Origin of the sequence: Lysobacter auxotrophicus (assembly GCF_027924565.1) — a bacterium.
Lineage (GTDB): Bacteria > Pseudomonadota > Gammaproteobacteria > Xanthomonadales > Xanthomonadaceae > Lysobacter_J > Lysobacter_J auxotrophicus.
On the sequence record NZ_AP027041.1, the window covers coordinates 124569 to 141502 of the forward strand.

15 protein-coding genes are annotated in these 16934 nt (G+C 70.2%); 10 read left to right on the forward strand and 5 right to left on the reverse strand.

The window, feature by feature from the left end; genetic code table 11:
* The first annotated feature begins 2 nt into the window (after positions 1-2).
* The 6 genes from bioF to LA521A_RS00635 all read left to right on the forward strand — a co-directional run bounded on the left by bioF (position 3) and on the right by LA521A_RS00635 (position 6134).
* Complete coding sequence (gene bioF / locus LA521A_RS00610; RefSeq protein WP_281780469.1) at positions 3-1226, forward strand: 8-amino-7-oxononanoate synthase; 1224 nt, start codon at positions 3-5, stop codon at positions 1224-1226.
* Positions 1223-1627: an ACT domain-containing protein gene (locus tag LA521A_RS00615; protein ID WP_281780470.1), complete on the forward strand. Its 405-nt coding sequence runs from the start codon at positions 1223-1225 to the stop codon at positions 1625-1627. The genes bioF and LA521A_RS00615 overlap by 4 nt, the downstream gene beginning before the upstream one ends.
* A gap of 37 nt (positions 1628-1664) precedes the next feature.
* Entirely contained in the window at positions 1665-2438 is a 774-nt protein-coding gene (gene bioH / locus LA521A_RS00620; RefSeq protein WP_281780471.1) for a pimeloyl-ACP methyl ester esterase BioH, read from the forward strand.
* 113 nt (positions 2439-2551) lie between these two features.
* A complete protein-coding gene (bioC, locus tag LA521A_RS00625) occupies positions 2552-3472 on the forward strand; it encodes a malonyl-ACP O-methyltransferase BioC (RefSeq protein ID WP_281780472.1) in 921 nt (306 codons plus the stop codon).
* The gene (locus LA521A_RS00630; RefSeq protein WP_281780473.1) at positions 3469-4461 is read left to right on the forward strand and encodes a multidrug resistance efflux transporter family protein; all 993 of its coding nucleotides are present in this window, start codon (positions 3469-3471) and stop codon (positions 4459-4461) included. Before bioC ends, LA521A_RS00630 begins: the two co-directional genes overlap by 4 nt.
* Before the next feature lie 1061 nt (positions 4462-5522).
* Positions 5523-6134: a hypothetical protein gene (locus LA521A_RS00635; RefSeq protein WP_281780474.1), complete on the forward strand. Its 612-nt coding sequence runs from the start codon at positions 5523-5525 to the stop codon at positions 6132-6134.
* Between the two features lie 7 nt (positions 6135-6141).
* Here LA521A_RS00635 and LA521A_RS00640 read toward each other — a convergent pair whose 3' ends face one another.
* The 5 genes from LA521A_RS00640 to LA521A_RS00660 form a co-directional block, all read right to left on the reverse strand.
* Entirely contained in the window at positions 6142-7626 is a 1485-nt protein-coding gene (locus LA521A_RS00640; protein WP_281780475.1) for an ArnT family glycosyltransferase, read from the reverse strand.
* Between the two features lie 85 nt (positions 7627-7711).
* Positions 7712-8137 (reverse strand): ketosteroid isomerase-related protein, encoded by a 426-nt coding sequence (locus LA521A_RS00645; RefSeq protein ID WP_281780476.1) that lies wholly within the window; start codon positions 8135-8137, stop codon positions 7712-7714.
* Positions 8138-8253: 116 nt separating this feature from the next.
* Entirely contained in the window at positions 8254-9018 is a 765-nt protein-coding gene (locus LA521A_RS00650; RefSeq protein ID WP_281780477.1) for a hypothetical protein, read from the reverse strand.
* Between the two features lie 212 nt (positions 9019-9230).
* On the reverse strand, positions 9231-10202 hold the full coding sequence (locus tag LA521A_RS00655) for a pyridoxal-phosphate dependent enzyme (protein ID WP_281780478.1): 972 nt from the start codon (positions 10200-10202) through the stop codon (positions 9231-9233).
* A gap of 16 nt (positions 10203-10218) precedes the next feature.
* The gene (locus LA521A_RS00660; protein ID WP_281780479.1) at positions 10219-11181 is read right to left on the reverse strand and encodes a DMT family transporter; all 963 of its coding nucleotides are present in this window, start codon (positions 11179-11181) and stop codon (positions 10219-10221) included.
* 187 nt (positions 11182-11368) lie between these two features.
* On the opposite strand from LA521A_RS00660, the gene LA521A_RS00665 reads away from it, so the two are divergent.
* The 4 genes from LA521A_RS00665 to LA521A_RS00680 all read left to right on the forward strand — a co-directional run bounded on the left by LA521A_RS00665 (position 11369) and on the right by LA521A_RS00680 (position 16679).
* A complete protein-coding gene (locus tag LA521A_RS00665; protein ID WP_281780480.1) occupies positions 11369-11935 on the forward strand; it encodes a hypothetical protein in 567 nt (188 codons plus the stop codon).
* 529 nt (positions 11936-12464) lie between these two features.
* Positions 12465-14354, forward strand: coding sequence for a tRNA uridine-5-carboxymethylaminomethyl(34) synthesis enzyme MnmG (gene mnmG, locus LA521A_RS00670; RefSeq protein ID WP_281780481.1), 1890 nt, complete (start codon positions 12465-12467; stop codon positions 14352-14354).
* A 574-nt stretch (positions 14355-14928) separates the two neighbouring features.
* Complete coding sequence (locus LA521A_RS00675; RefSeq protein ID WP_281780482.1) at positions 14929-16254, forward strand: sialidase family protein; 1326 nt, start codon at positions 14929-14931, stop codon at positions 16252-16254.
* Entirely contained in the window at positions 16251-16679 is a 429-nt protein-coding gene (locus LA521A_RS00680; protein ID WP_281780483.1) for a GFA family protein, read from the forward strand. Before LA521A_RS00675 ends, LA521A_RS00680 begins: the two co-directional genes overlap by 4 nt.
* Positions 16680-16934: the final 255 nt, after the last annotated feature.

Here is a 16934-nt window from a genome sequence, read left to right on the forward strand (position 1 = left end):
CCATGAGCCGCCCGGGCTGGCGTGATCGCGTCGACGCCGCGCGCGTGCAGCGCGAGGCGACTTCGCGGGTACGCGTGCGCCGCACCGTCGCCCATCGCGACGGCGCCCGCTGCCTGGTCGACGGCCGCTCCCTGCTGAATTTCTGCGGCAACGACTACCTCGGCCTGTCGCAGCATTTCGCCGTCGTCGGCGCGCTGCAGGACGCCGCGTCGCGCGAAGGCGCCGGCGGCGTCGGCTCGCACCTGGTCTGCGGGCATCACCAGATCCACGACGCGCTGGAGCGCGAGGTCGCCGACTGGCTCGGCGCGCCGCGCGCGCTGCTGTTCGGCAGCGGGTACCTGGCGAACCTCGCCGTCGTGCAGGCGCTGCTCGGCGACGAGGACGTCTGCGTCCAGGACCGCCTCAACCACGCCAGCCTCATCGACGCCGCGCGACTGGCGGGCTGCCGCCTGCGCCGCTATCCGCATGCCGACGCCGAAGGCGCGATCCGCCAGCTGCGCAGCATGCCGGAGGGTGCGGCGATGCTCGCCACCGACGGCGTGTTCAGCATGGACGGCGACATCGCGCCGCTGCGCGAACTGGCGCTGGTCGCGCGCGTGCAGAAGGCGCTGCTCTACGTGGACGACGCGCACGGCATCGGCGTGGTCGGGCCAGACGGACGCGGCAGCGTCGCGGCGAACAAGCTCGGCGTCGCCGATGTGCCGCTGCAGTTGGCAACGCTCGGCAAGGCGCTCGGCGGATACGGTGCGGTCGTCGCCGGCGATGCCGACCTCATCCAGCACCTGTCCGAAACCGCGCGCTCCTACATCTACACCACCGCGCTGCCGCCGGCCCAGGCCGCGGCGTCGCTGGCGGCCGTGAAGCTCGCGCGTTCGGAACACTGGCGCCGCAGCAAGCTCGACGAACTCGTCGGCCGCTTCCGCGACCGCGCCAATCGCGCCGGGCTGGAGCTGATGGATTCGCAGACGGCGATCCAGCCGGTGATCTGCGGCGACGACGACACCGCGCTGTCGATGGCCGCCGGGCTGGAACAGGCCGGCTACTGGGTCGCCGCGATCCGCCCGCCGACCGTGCCCGAGGGCCGCGCGCGCCTGCGCGTGACGCTCTCGGCGCTGCACGGCGTGGCCGACGTCGACGGCCTCGTCGATGCGATGGCCAAGGCGCGCGAACGCATCCGCCTGGGCCTGGTCGAAACCGCGCGGCGCGAGGCCGTGCTGGCGCGATGAGCGGCGAGCGCGACCTCGCGCGCCTGCTCGCCACGCTGAACGTCACGGCGCGCGCGGGCGAGTTCGCCTTCGTCGCGCGTCCGGCGCCCGATCCGGCGCTCGCCGCGCACGCGCTCGCCATGGTCAACGAGGACGAGGGCATCACCTACGTGCTGCCGTGCGAGGTCGCCGACGCGCGCGGCCTGCCTTACGATTTCCGGGCCGCCTGGCTCACGCTGGGCGTGCATTCGGCGCTGGATGCGGTCGGCCTGACCGCCGCCTTCGCCTCCGCGCTGGCGCGGCGCGGCATCGCCTGCAACGTGCTCGCCGGTTTCCACCACGACCACCTGCTGGTGCCGGCCGACCGCCGCGACGACGCACTGGCGGTGCTGGCCGACCTCGCCCGGGACGGCGCCGCGTAGCACCACGTTCCACCTTCATCCCCCATCGGCTGCACCCATGTACATCGAAACGCGCGGGCAGGGTCCCGCGCTGGCACTGATCCACGGCTGGGCCATGCACGGCGGGTTGTTCGCGCCACTGGTCGAACGCCTGCAGGATCGCTACACGCTCCACCTCGTCGACCTGCCCGGCCACGGCCGCGCGCGCGACGACGCCACGCCGCTGTCGCCCGAAGCGCTCGCGCCGCAGCTGGTCGCCCGCGTGCCGGACGCCGTGTGGCTCGGCTGGTCGCTCGGCGGACAGTTCGCGCTGCGTGCCGCGCTGGATTTCCCAGAGGAAGTGCGCGGCCTGGTGATGATCGCCTCCTCGCCGCGCTTCGTGACCGACGAGGGCTGGCCGCACGGCGTGAAGCCGAGCCTGTTCCGCGATTTCGGCGAGGCGCTCGGACGCGATTTCCGCGGGACGCTGGAAGGCTTCCTCGCGCTGGAAGCCCTGGGTTCCAGTTACGCGCAGGACGAGCTGCGCAGCCTGAAGGCGCAGGCGTTCGAACGCGGCGAACCGGCGCCGCGGGCCTTGCAGGACGGCCTGGTGCTGCTCGACCGGCTCGACCTGCGCGACGAATTGCCGCAACTGCGCGTGCCGAGCCTGTGGATCTCGGGGCGTCGCGACCGCCTGATTCCCGCCGGCGCGATGCCCGCGGCTGCGGCGATGACGCCGAACGCGCGCAGCGTCGTGATCGGCAACGCGGGCCACGCGCCCTTCCTGGGCGCGGCCGATGAAGTGGCGGGCGAGATCGACGCGTTCATGCGTGCGGTGACCGCGCCGGCGTGAGGCGCTTTCGGGAGGCTGCGGATGGTGTGTTCCTCCGCCGCTCTCGCCACGCGCCGCCCGACGCGACACCATCCCCACCCGCCCTCCCGTGAAGGGGAGGCAGACATGCAGACATGACCGACACCTTCGACCACCGCCAGGTCCGCCGCGCGTTCTCGCGCGCCGCACACCACTACGACGATGCCTCCGCGCTGCAGCGCGAAGTGGCCTCGCGCCTGATGGAACAGCTCGATTACCTCGACGATCCGGCGCTGAACCGCGCGCCGCCGCAGCTCGTCGTCGATGTCGGCTGCGGACCCGGGCACGCGGCCGCCGCGATGCAGAAGCGCTGGCCGAAGGCGCACGTGGTCGGCATCGACCTCGCCCAGCCGATGCTGCGCGAAGCGCGCGGACACGCCGGCGGCTGGCTGCCTTCGTTCCTGCCCGGCGTCGCGCGCCGGCCGGACTGGCTGTGCGCCGACGCGCGCGCGCTGCCGCTGCGCGATGCGAGCGTCGACATCCTGTTCTCGAACCTGTGCCTGCAATGGATCGAGGACCTGCCGGCGGTGTTCGCCGGCTTCCGTCGCGTGCTCAAGCCCGATGGCCTGCTGCTGGTGTCGACCTTCGGCCCGGACACGCTGCACGAACTGCGCGATGCGTTCGCGCAGGCCGACAACGCGCCGCACGTGAGCCCGTTCGCGTCGATCGCGCAGTTCGGCGATGCGCTCATCGCGGCGGGCTTCAAGAATCCCGTGCTGGATCGCGACGAGTTCGTGCTCGGCCACGACGATCTGACAAGCCTGATGCGCGAGCTGCGCACGCTCGGCGCGACCAATGCCATGCACGATCGTCGACGCAGCCTCACCGGGCGTTCGCGTTTCGCGCGCGCCGCGCAGGCGTACGAGCCCTGGCGTCGCGACGGTCGCCTGCCGGCGACGTGGGAAGTGATCTACGCGCACGCATGGGGTCCGCAGCCGGGCACGCCGATCCGCGTTGGCGGTGTCGACGAAGTGCGCGTGCCGGCGAGCGGCATCCCGGTGCGGAAGCGCTCGTGAAGGCGCGCAGCACGGCGCTGGCAGCGGTCGCCATCGCGCTGGCGTCGGCGTTCTTCTTCACCTGCACCTACGTGCTCAATCGCGCGGCCGCGACGGAAGGCGGCTACTGGGCGTGGACGGCGTGCCTGCGTTACCTCATCACCCTGCCGCTGTTGCTGCCGGTGATGCCGTGGCAGGGCGGCGTCGCGCCCGTGTGGCGGGCGATCCGCGCGCGTCCCGGCCCGTGGCTGCTGTGGAGCGGCATCGGCTTCGTGCTGTTCTATCTGTGCCTGAGCTATGCCGCGTCGAGCGGCCCGTCGTGGCTGATCGCCGGCACGTTCCAGCTCACCGTCATCGCCGGCATGCTGTGCGCGCCGTTCCTCTATCGCGACGAACGCCGCCGCGTGCCGTTGCCGGCGCTCGCGACGGGCCTGCTGGTGGTCGCCGGCGTGTTGCTGCTGCAGTTCGGACACGGCGGCGGCTCGCTCGATCGCGACGGCTGGATCGCGCTGGTGCTGGTGGCGATCTCGGCGTTCGCCTATCCGCTGGGCAATCGCGGCCTGCTGCTGCACCTGGAGCGCAGCGGCGTCGAACTCAACGCGACGCAGCGCGTGTTCGGCATGACCCTGGCCAGCCAGCCGATGTGGTGGGCGGTCGCGGCGGTCACGCTGGCGCAGGTCGGCCCGCCGCCGATGGGGCAGGTGACCTTCGCGGCCGGCGTGGCGCTGGGCGCGGGCGTGATCGCGACGGTGCTGTTCTTCCAGGCCACCGGCATGGTGCGTAACAACCCGACCGCGCTCGCCGCCACCGAGGCGATGCAGGCGGCGGAAATCCTGTTCGCGACACTGATCGGCGTGCTGTGGCTCGGCGAAGCGTGGCCGCAGGGCCGCGCGCTGGCAGGCGCGGTGCTGGTGGTGATCGGGATCGTGGTGTTCAGCGTGGTCGCGGCGCGGGCAAGTGCGGGGGATGCGCGGGCGGTGGATGAGGTGTCGGGGGATCGGGGGGCGTGATGGGTTCGGGGCACGCGTTGGACGTCAGGTGACATTCGCCATTCGCCATTCGCCATTCGTGAATCGGGAATCGGGAATCGGGAATCGGGTATGCGGGTATGCGGGTATGCGGGATGCGGGATGCGGGATGCGTCCCGTCTCACGCGCCGCGTGTCGCGTGTCACGCGCTGAAGCATGACGTCTGATCGCGGTTGAGGCGCGCGCTCACGCGTCATCCCGGCGAAGGCCGGGACCCAGGCCCGTAACGCTCGGGCACTCTCATGGCGGCAAACCACCCCACCGTCATTCCAGCGAAAGCTGGAACCCATTTTGATGTTGCTCTTGATGTTGATGGTTGCTGTTGCCTGCTCGTGCTCCTGCTTTGCCGCTTCGCTCCCGCCCTTGATCGGCATCCCCGCGAAGGCGGGGATCCAGGGACTTTTCACGCTTTCACGCAAGCGGATCAAAAGAAGAATCACCCGCCAAGCTTCCGAGCGCCTGCGGCGCTCGGGTCACTTTTCTTTGCTTGCCCAAAGAAAAGTAACCAAAAGAAAGGGCAGCCCCCCGACAAATCAATCCCACGACCGGACAGAGCAAGGGCGCGTTCGCGATTCGCCATCCATGGCTCAGCGCTCACCGCCGCACATCCATGTGCGGCGCCCGTTGGGGCTAGGGACCTGAAGTGCTGTTCAACAGCAACAGCAACAGCAGCAACAACAGCAACGGCAATGGCAACGCAACAGCAAAGCGTCGCTTTTGTAGCCCGGGTAAGCGCAGCGCACCCGGGGACGCGATCGCCGCCCCAACCCGGGTGCGCTTCGCTTACCCGGGCTACAAGAGCCGCCGCTCCCGCTCTTGATCATCATCCTCGCGAAGGCGGGACGTTCCACGCTTTCACGCCAGCCCTCCAGGAGGAGAGCCACGCGGGTGTGCGATCGCGTACGCCACAACAATCGCAACGCCGATACGTCAGCGACAGTTAGAAGTCGTCGTACACAAGGCGCCGAAAGCCGCCTACACAGCGAAATCTCATTCAGCCGCCGCGCCCTACGATCGGCCAATCGCACACGGCGTCGCACGACATGACCAGGACTTCGCTCGCTCTCGCCGCTTCCCTGATGCTGGCCGGCAGCGTCGCGCCCGCGGCCGCGCAGGAGACCGGCGGGTGGAGTTTCGATCCCGATGCATTCGATCCGGGTGCGCTCGTCGCCGACGGTCGGGAGCTGCTGATGCGCGCTCCCGATGCGAGCGTCGACGGGCTCTTCCAGGCGGTGCACGAAAGCGCACGGACGCCGCAGGACGCCCGCGCGCTGTGTGCGCTGTTCGATCCCGACGCTCCGCGCAGTCTCGACGGCTACAACCGCATCGCCTCGCAACTCACGCAACAAAGCCGCGTCCGCTTCGCCGACGCCGCGACCGGTTTCTTCCTCGCCGCCGCGCAAAGCCCGCGTCAACCTTATGACGCTAATGTGGCGACGCAGGCGCTGAAGGCCGCCGGCGTTCGCGCGGCGCTGCTCAACGACGGATTCCTCGCCGGCCTCAACGGCAACGACCACGACGCGCGTTGCCGGTCGGTCGGTTGGCTGATCGATGCGATGGCGTCGCGACCCGTCGCCGAGCGCGCATCGGTGATGCGGCTGCTGCTGAGCCAGGGCATCGATTACCTCGCGCCCGGCGCGCGCGCCCCGCGCTGAGGCGGGGTCAGGACTCCGGTTCGACCCGGAACAGCACGCGCCGTTCGAACGGCGTTCCCAGCACGATCGCGCGGTAGCCATAGCCCTCGATGCGCGCGCGCACGACGGGCCAGTCGCTGAGCTTCGCAACCCACACCACGCCGTGTTCGTGCTCGCCCAGTTCGACGGCGAGCGGTTCGTCGTATTCGGGGTTGAAACGCGATCCCTGCAGCGTATCGAGCGAGATCTTCTCGATCTCTGTGCCCCGGCCGAGTTCCAGGTGCAGTCCGTAACGCGCCATGTCCTCGACGAAGACGATCTCGTGTACCGGTCCGGGCGCGCGTTCGAAGATCGCGTGCGCCCACGCTTCGGCGTTCTTGTGCGTCGGCCAGTAGGCCGTTGCCGCTTTCGCGATCACAAGCAACACCGCCCACGCGAGCAGCTTCGGCCACGCGGGCAGGGCGCGCCCTTCGCGCGAGCGCTGCAAGGCGACGATCACCGCGATCGGCACGAACACCGGCAGCAGGTACAACGGCATGCGCGAACGCGCGATGCAGAACACCACCAGCGGCAACAGCAGCCATAGCGCGAGGAACACCCAGTGCGCGTCGCGCTGGCGACGCTGCGGATCGCGCCACCACGGCCGCACCATCGCAGGCAGCCCGCGCGCCCAGCGCCACAGCGCCGGCGTCCACGGCAACGTCCCGACGATCAGTGTGGGCACGTAGATCTCGATCCAGCCGTACCACTCGGCGTGCCGGCCGAACTCGTTCGTGGTCACGCGGTTGACCATCTCGTCGCCGACGAAATACGAGAACAGCCCGGGATTGCCGTGGAATACTGCCAAATACCACGGCAACGCGAGCAGGGCGAACAACACCAGCCCCGACCACTGCAGCACGCGATGTTCGCGTCGCCCGGGCATCAGGTAATCGAACAACAGCACGACCGGCAGCGGGAACAACCCGGCCGGTCCTTTCGTCACGAACGCCGCCGCCAGCGCGATCCACATCAGCGCGATCCACTTTCGCGGATGCCGCGTCGTCGAGAAGCGCGCTTCGACGAACGCCCACATCGCCAACGCGATGCATGCGCTGAGCAGGAAGTCGGTGGTGATCAGCTGCGAGGCGCCGAAGGGAAGCAGCATCGTCGCGTAGGCGATGGCCGCGGCCTGCTGCGAACCGGGCGACAGCCGCGCCGCGATACGCCACGACAGCCACACGCACAGCAGGTACGACAGCGCGATCGGCAGCCGCGCGGCCCAGGTGTTGGTACCGAAGACCAGGATGCTGGAGGCGATGGCCCAATACGTCAGCGGCGGCTTGGTCCAGTGGCCGACTTCGTCGTTGCGGCGCGGATTGAGCCAGTCGCCGCTGTCGAGCATGTTGAGCGCGACGTTGGTGTAGCGGCCCTCATCCGGGTCCCAGATGCCGCGCGAACCCAGGAACGCGAGCGCCAGCGCCACCGCGAAGGCGGCGGTCCACAGCGCGGGCGATCGAAGGAGTTGGCGCATGACCCGCCCCGAAGTGGACCGGCGCCATGCTAGCGGCGCAGCTGTCGGCGGGGTGTCGGAAAGGGGGGCTTCCGCGTTTCCCGCCTTACCGGACCTGCGCGATCCAGTCCTCGAGGTTGTAGTAATTGGTCACGCGATGGATGCGGCCGTCGCGCAGCTCGAAGAATGCGCCGCCCGGCAGCACGTACTTCTGCCCGCGCGCGGCGGGAAGCCCGGTGTCGTCGGCGAGGTATTCGCCATGCACGATGTACTCGGCCGCCGCGCGCGCACCATCGGGCGACACCATCACCACGATGTCGTGCAGCTGCTCGCGATAGCTGCGATGCATGCGCTGCAGGAACGCCGAAAACGCCTCGCGGCCGGTTTCGCGCGGGCCCTGGTTGAGATCGTGCACCACCTGGTCGCCGAGCAGCGCGAGCATGCCGTCCCAGTCGCCGCGATTGAATGCGGCGTAGTAGGCCAGGATCAGTTCCGTGGCGCGGTCGTTGGTGCGGGTGCCGTCGATCTTCATCGCGAGTCCTTGCGGTACCACAGGCGCCGGCGGGGGCGGCGGGACCGTCATGATAGCCGGCGCCTCCGCGGGGCCGACCGTGACGTTCGCCATAAACCGCGCGCACCGCGCGGCCTTCACGTCGCCTGCACGCTCCGCTGGAATTCGAACACGCAGGTCTGCGCGCCTTCGTTGCGACAGCGCGTTTCCACCGCGCGCGGTGCGTCCGGTCCGTGCGCGCCACCGAGCAGCCCGCCGAGCATGCCGCGCAGGAAATGGCAGCACGCGCCGCGATCGCCGCGATGGCAGAACGGGCTGTCGCTGACGTGCAGCGCCTCGCCCTGCAGCTGCGCCTGCACGATCTGCCGCATTGCCGGCAACGCGACGCGACGCACGGCATCGCACGTCGTCGGCGTCTGGACCGCGGCGAAATCGCGCGCCTGCACCCACGCGCCGATGCGCTGGCCGAGGTCGAGCAACGCCAGTTCGCGATGTTCGTCGGGCAGCTCGCGTTCCAGTTCGAGCAGCGGCACGAAGATGTTCGGGTACTCGCGCGTGAGATGCGGCACGAGCGCGTCGATCCGGCGCGAATCGGCCGCGCACGGCGGCGTCGCGGCGCAGCGATGGGGCGGCGTCGGCGACGGCGTTGCCGGGTCGGGCATCGCCTCATGCGGCCGCGTGGCTTCGAAGCTCGACACCAGCGGGTGCGTCGCGACGCATTCTTCCAATGTCGCCAGGTTCTGCTGCGGGCCGCGCACCAGCATGGTCAGCACGACGCCGTCCTCGCCGCCGGCCATGCGTTGCCGCAGCAGGGCGAAGCCATGGGCGATCACCAGCTGGCCGAGCGTGAGCAGCAGGCCTTCGCGCCGGTCGGAGACCACGCGGAACTCGACATCCACCATCCGCCACCCCCCGTGGCCCGATCACTGCGGCGTGGCGCGGGCGGGTGACGACGCCGGATCCCCATCCGGCGGCGCTCGTCGGCGACACGGTCGTCGCCGGCTTACGCCAGAAACGGCAAAGTGATTCTGGTCAATTCGTCACGAAAAGCAATGGCGGCGCGGCTCTGGTCGCCCGGGCAGGCGAGGCGCCCGGGCGGTGCCTTCCGAGAAGCTCAGGCCGCGAACAGCCCCGGCAGCGCATCCGGGTCGACGTTGCCCCCCGACAGCACCACGCCGACGCGTTGCCCCGCGAACAGCCCGGCGTGCTTCAGGACGGCGGCCAGCGTGACCGCCGACGACGGCTCGACGATCTGCTTCGTCCGCTGCCAGAACAGGCGCATCGCCGCGACGGTCTCGGCGTCGTCCACCGTCAGCACGCGCGCGTCGTGGTCGCGGAGCATGCGGAAGTTGATGTCGCCCAGCGTGCCGCGCAGGCCGTCGCAAACGGTGTTCGGGGTGAAGTCGGTGACGCGCTCGCCGCGCTGGAGCGAGGCGAAGGTCTCCGCGGCGCCGGCGGGTTCGGCCAGGTAGAGCCGGGTGCCGGGCGATCGCGCGGCGACGCTCAGCGCCGTACCGGCCGCGAGACCGCCGCCGCCGACGGGCACGATCACCGCGTCGAATCGCTCCCGCCAACACAGCAGCTCCAGTGCCGCGGTGCCTTGGCCGGCGATCACGCGGGCGTCGGTGTAGGGGTGCACGAGTTCGGCGCCGAGGTCGGCCTGGAGTTCGGCGCAACGGGCTTCGCGTGCGGCGATGGTCGGCGCGCAGCGGTGCAGGGTGGCGCCGTAGGCTTCGATCGCGGCGAGCTTCGCCGTCACCGCGCCTTCGGGCACGACGACGTGGCAGGCGACGCCGCGCGTGCGTGCCGCCAGCGCGAGCGCGGCACCGTGGTTGCCGGAGGAATGCGTGACCACGCCGCGTGCCGCGGTTGCCTCGTCCAACGACCAGATCGCGTTGCACGCGCCGCGGAACTTGAAGGCGCCCGCGCGCTGCAGGTGTTCGGCCTTGAAGTGCAGTTCGCAGCCGGCCAGCGCATCGAGCGTGCGCGAGCGCAGGACCGGGGTGACGTGCGCGTGCGGCGCGATCCGCGCGGCCGCGGCGAGGACGTCATCGAAGACGGGCGTGGAAGCGGCGATGTCGTTCATGGGCGATGGGAGTCCTTCAGGCGGCCTTCGTCGGTGTGTTCGCCGGCGTGTTCGCCGTGGCGCGGGCGTTGAGCAGGCTGACGGCGGCCGAGCCGGCGACCACCAGTCCGGCGCCCAGCCAGCCCAGCGGCGTGATGCGTTCGGGCGCGAGCCACTGCGGCCACAGCGCGTGCACGACGGTGGCCGCGGCGATGCACAGCAGCGGCGTGGTCGCCAGGATCGCCGACACGCGCGAGGCTTCCCAGTGTGCGAGCGCCTCGGCGAAGGCGCCGTAGGCGCCGATCGTGTTGAACGCACAGTAGGCCAGCAGCGCCCAGTGCAGGCCGTCGAGCCGCAGCAGCTGCGCCGGGTGCGCGAACGGCAGCAGGGCGAGGCTCGCGACGACGTAGATGAAAAGCAGGATCTGCATCGAGCCCAGGCGTACCAGCAGCTGCTTCTGCAGCAGGGCGTAGATCGCCCAGACGATGGCGCCGACGATCACCAGCGCCGAGCCCAGCACGTAGCCAGGCGCCTTCGCGCTGGCGGCGAGCTGGTCGGCGAAGAACAGCGCCATGCCGACCACCAGCAGCGCCAGTCCCAGCCATTGCGCCGCGCGGAAGCGTTCGCCGAACACCCAGATGCCGCCCAGCGCCATCAGCAGCGGCGCCAGCTGGATCAGCAGCTGCGCGTTCGCCGGGCTCGTGTGCTGCACGCCCAGCAGATAGAAGACGTAGTTGCCCACCAGCATCAGCGCCGCGACCAGGAGCATCGTCCAGCCGCGCCCGGTCAGTGCGCGATAGCCGCCGAGCTTTCCGCGCAGCCCCAGCCACGCGCCGGTGAAGATCGCCGCGACGAGGAAGCGGAACCAGGTCAGGGTGATGGGATCCAGCGACTGCAGCACCAGCTTCAGCGCGATCGGCAGCGTCGCCCAGCAGGCGGCGGTGATGAGGGTGAGCGTCAGCCCCAGCCGCCATTGGCCGGAAGCGCGATGCAGGGTCATTGGCGCGTTCGTCGCGAAGGGCGTGACATGCTGTCATCGCGCGAAACGCCCGGCAATGCACGGATGAGGCCGAGTCCCGGCGCTACGCTGAACATCGCCGTCGCGGCCGCGTCAGCGCCGGAAAAATTAAGGCCGAGTTCAAAGCGCCGGCCGGAAGCTGGCGACATACCCCGGGGGGTCCGAACACATGATCCGCAAACTGCTACTGCCTGCGCTGGCCGCCACGATGCTGGCCGGCTGCGTCACCGGCTACACCTACCGCGGCGCCGCCGCGGGTGGCGACTACTACCACGGCCAGCCTTCGGTCGAATACCGCTACTACGGCGGTTACGGCGGCGGCTATTACGGCGGCTACTACGGCTATCCCTACGGGTACGGCGGCGCCGGCTACTACGGCTACCCGTATCGCTACGGGTATTACGGCTATCCGTATGCGTACCCGCGCTATCCGGTGTACCGCTATCCGTACCGCTACGACCGCCACCCGGGCCAGCACTGGAACGGGAACGGGAACGGGAACCGTCCGGGCCATCACTGGAACGGCAACGACAACCGTCCGCCGGGCCAGGGCTGGTCGGGCAATGGTCCGCGTCCGCAGCCGCCGACCGGCGTGCGTCCGGGCGGTCCGCGTCCGGATGCCGGCCCGCGCCCGTCGCAGCCGCCGCGCGCCGATGCCCAGCCGCGTCCGCAGCGGCCCACCCCGCCGCCGCGCCCGACCAACGCGGTTCGGGGGATCAAACAGCAGGAGCGTTGACCCACGTTGCCGGCTCTCGCGCGCAGTCACATTTTTTTGCTTGCGCTCGGCGCCGAGTGACGGCAATCTGCGGTCACTGACCGATTGCGTCGCTTTTGGACGTAATTCGGGAAAGTCGGCCCAGCGCCGAACGCTCCATGTCGGCGCCCGATGAGGAACCACGGATCCCCCCTGTTCCGTCCCCATCGGGCGTCGGCGCCCATCCAGGCGGGTGTCACGACCCGTCGGAGACGCAAAAGGCGCCCTCGCGGCGCCTTTTGTGTGTCCGGGGTCTTCCCGGCGAGCAAATAAAAAGGGGGCCGAACGTCCCCCGACATTCGGCCCCCGTGCTTCCCCTGCGAGCGCTTGACCAGCCCCTGTTCCAATTCCGGCCGGCGCCTAGCGCCTGCCCCGCTGGGTGCATGGAATACGTCGCACGAACCGTGCCAAGTTTCACCTGCCGTTCATTCTCCACGGCGTGCGAGGCCGGGCTGACCTAGAATTCCGCCCCCGGACCGCGCGTCCGGTTCCGTTATTCCGACGACCCCCGATGAGCCAGAACTTCTACCAGTACGACGTGATCGTGGTCGGCGGCGGCCATGCCGGCACCGAGGCCGCGCTCGCCTCGGCTCGCGCCGGCGCACGCACGCTGCTGCTGACGCATTCGGTGGAGACCGTTGGCGCGATGAGCTGCAACCCGGCCATCGGCGGCATCGGCAAGGGCCATCTGGTCAAGGAAATCGACGCCCTCGGCGGCGTCATGGCGAAGGCCGCCGACGCAGCCGGCATCCAGTGGCGTCGCCTCAACGCGAGCAAGGGCCCGGCCGTGCGCGCCACGCGCTGCCAGGCCGATCGCGCGCTGTACCGCGGCTTCATCCGCCGCGCGGTCGAAAGCCAGGCGAACCTCACGCTGTTCCAGGCCGCGGTGGACGACATCGCGTTCGACCACGGCAAGGTCACCGGCGTCGTCACGCAGACCGGCCTGCGCTTCGACGCGCCCGCCGTCGTGCTGACGGCCGGCACCTTCCTCGCCGGCAAGGTGCACGTCGGCCAGACCACGTACGCCGCGGGCCGCGCGGGCGATCCGCCGGCCGTCGCGCTCGCGCACAAGCTGCGCGAAGGCCCGTTCGTGGTCGATCGCCTGAAGACCGGCACGCCGCCGCGCATCGACGGCCGCACGCTCGACTACTCGGTGATGGACGAACAGCCCGGCGACGATCCGCGCCCGGTGATGTCCTTCATGGGTTCCACCGCCGACCACCCGCGCCAGGTGTCGTGCTGGATCACCCACACCAGCGAGCGCACGCACGAGATCATCCGCGGCGCGCTCGACCGTTCGCCGCTGTACACCGGCCAGATCGAGGGCATCGGCCCGCGCTATTGCCCGTCGATCGAGGACAAGGTCGTGCGGTTCGCCGAGAAGGCGAGCCACCAGATCTTCGTCGAGCCCGAAGGGCTGGAGGTCGTCGAGATCTACCCGAACGGCATCTCGACCTCGCTGCCCTTCGACGTGCAGCTGGCGCTGGTGCGTTCGATCCGCGGCTTCGAGCACGCGCACATCACGCGTCCGGGTTACGCGATCGAATACGACTTCTTCGATCCGCGCGGGTTGAAGACCACGCTGGAGACCAAGTCGGTCGGCGGCCTGTTCTTCGCCGGCCAGATCAACGGCACCACCGGTTACGAGGAAGCCGCCGCGCAGGGCCTGCTGGCCGGCGTCAACGCGGCGCGGTTCGTGCGGGGGCTGGACGGCTGGAGCCCGCGCCGTGACGAGGCGTACCTCGGCGTGCTGGTCGACGACCTGACCACGCACGGCACCAGCGAGCCGTACCGCATGTTCACCTCACGCGCCGAATACCGCCTGCAGCTGCGCGAGGACAATGCCGACCTGCGCCTGACGCCGGTGGGCCGCGAACTCGGACTGGTCGACGACGCGCGCTGGTCGCGCTTCGACGCCAAGCGCGAGGCGATCGCCCGCGAGAACGCGCGCCTGGCCGGCATCTGGACCGCGCCGACCAACGCGCTCGGCCGCGAGGCGATGGACGTACTGGGCATCGAGATCAGCCGCGAAACCAGCGCGCTGGACCTGCTCAAGCGTCCGGAACTCGACTACGCGAAGCTGATGGCGGTGCCGTCGCTGGGGCCGTCGGTCGAGGACGCGGATGTGGCCGAGCAGGTCGAGATCGGCGTGAAGTACGCCGGCTACCTGGATCGCCAGCGCGAGGAAATCGCGCGCCAGCAGCGGCACGAAACGACGCCGATCCCGGACGGCTTCGACTACGCGGCGGTGCGCGGGCTGTCGGCGGAAGTGCAGCAGAAGCTGGAACGCGTCCGCCCGCAGACCGTCGGCCAGGCGCAGCGCATCCCCGGCATGACGCCGGCGGCGATTTCGCTGCTGCTGGTGCACCTCACGCGCGCGCGACGTACGCGGGTGGCGTGAATCTCTGGATGCGGGTGCCGAGACGTCACGCATCCACTGTCCAAACCTGATTCCCCGTCATCCCGGCGAAGGCCGGGACCCAGGCCTGCACCTCACGGGCACTCCCGCAACGGCAACCCACGTCACCGTCATTCCAGCGAAAGCCGGGACCCAGGCCCGCACGTCACGGGCACTCCCGCAACGGCAACCCACATCACCGTCATCCCGGCGAAGGCCGGGACCCAGGCCCGCACGTCGCGGGCTCTCCCGCAACGGCAAACCACATCTCCGTCATCCCGGCGAAGGCCGGGACCCAGGCCCGTATGTCACGGGCACTCCCCCAAGGCAAACCACATCTCCGTCATTCCAGCGAAAGCTGGAACCCATCTGCTGTCGGACGACGTGACGGCCTGGGTCCCGGCCTTCGGCGGGATGACGAAGCAGGGGAGGGACACGGGGCGAGCACGTGACGAGCACGGGACGAAGCAGGGGACGAAGCACGAGCACGGCCATCACTCGCCGGGATGACGGAGTGCGGGACCGGGCCATCACGCCCCACGCGCCACGGGCGTACTCTTCACGCATGAAGCCCTCCATGCCATGGCGCCCCGTCGCGCTGCTCCCGCTCGCGTTGTGGTTCCTGGTCGCATGCGATCGCCAACCGGCGGACCAACCCGCGCCATCGAAACCCACCGCAGCCACCGCGCCAACCACGCCAACGCAGGCGCGTCGCGACGCGTGGCCGCTCCCCGCCATCACCCGACCCGCCGCGCAGCCCGACCTCGTCCGCGCGCCCGACGGAAGCCTGCTGCTCTCCTGGGTCGAACACGGCGACACGGCGCGGGGCGACGTCGCGCACACGCTGAAGTTCGCGCGCTTCGCGAACGGTGCGTGGAGCGAGCCGCGCGAGATCGCCCGCGGCGGCGACTGGTTCGTGAACTGGGCCGACACCCCGCACATCGCGGCGACACCGGACGGCGCGCTGTGGGCGCACTGGCTGCGCAAGGGCGCGCAGGCGAAGTACGCCTACGACGTCGTGCTGGTCCGTTCGGGCGATGGCGGCGCGACGTGGTCCGAACCGGTAGCCGTCAACACCGATGCGACGCGGACCGAACACGGCTTCGTCTCGCTGTGGCCGGTGGGTGAGAACCGCATCGGGCTCGCGTGGCTCGATGGCCGGAACACCGGCGGCGGCGAACATTCCGCGCACGGCGGCCACGCGTCCGCCGACGCGAAGCACGCGCCCGGTGCGATGACACTGCGCACGGCGGTATTCGATGCGTCGCTCGCGCGCAGCGACGAGCGCGAACTCGATGCGATGACCTGCGACTGCTGCCAGACCGACGCGGCGCTCACCGCGCGCGGTCCGTTGCTCGTCTATCGCGGGCGCACGCCGATGGAAGTGCGCGACATCCTCGCCGCACGCCACGACGGCGCGCAGTGGCAGGGCGCGACCCACGTGCACGCCGACAACTGGACGATGCCCGCGTGCCCCGTGAATGGCCCCGCGGTCGCGGCCAACGGGTCGAACGCCGCCGTCGCCTGGTACACCGCGGCCGGCGATACGCCGACGGTGAAATTCGCGCGCAGCACGGACGAAGGGGCTTCGTTCGCCGCGCCCGTGGTGCTCGAACGCGGCGCTACGGTGCAGGGCCGCGTCGATACGGCGCTCGACGAACGTGCGGCGTGGGCGCTGTGGATGGTCGAGGACGCGAACGGCCAGTCGCTGCGATTCGCGCGCTACGCACCGGACCTGTCGCAGGAACTGCAGCGCGGCGACGTCGCGCAACTGCAAGGCAAGGGCCGCGGGACCGGGATGCCGAAACTCGCGTTGGTGGACGGCACGGCATTCGTCGTCTGGACCGATGTCGTCGACGGCAAGCCGAGCCTGCACGGCGCGCGGTACACGGCCGCGCCATGAACGCGCCGCTGCACGGCGGATGCCACTGCGGGCGCGTTGCGTTCGAGATGACGTTGTCGAAGCCCCCGTCGGACTACACGCCGCGCGCGTGCGATTGCGACTTCTGCCGGAAGCACGGTGCGGCGTGGTTATCGGATGCCCGCGGCGCATTGCGCGTGCGGCTGCGCGGCGATCCGCTCGTCTACCGGCAGGGCTCGGCGCAGGCGGAGTTCATCGCCTGCGCGCACTGCGCGGTGCTGGTGTTCGTGCGCCATGAACACGCTGGCCGCGTGCATGCCGCCGTGAACGTGCGCGCGCTGGACGGGCCGGTCGCCTTCGCAGCGGAACAGCCCGCGTCGCCGCAGACGCTGGCGCCGGACCAGAAGCGCGAGCGATGGACGCAGGTGTGGTTCGCCGACGTGCGCGTGGTGGATGCGGACGACTGATGAGCGACGAACGCGATCGTCGTCATCCCGGCGAGAAACCGCCATCCCGGCGAAGGCCGGGATCCAGGCGGTCACGGCGTACGGCATCCTGACGGTCATTCCAGCGTAGGAAGCCGTCATCCCGGCGAAGGCCGGGATCCAGGCCGTCACGGCGTATGGCGCCCGACAGGTGCGCATGAGCAACAGCGCAGCGCTGCAGCGCAATGCTTGTTCGCCGATCTGACTTCGTTACCCCTCACCCCAACCCCTCTCCCG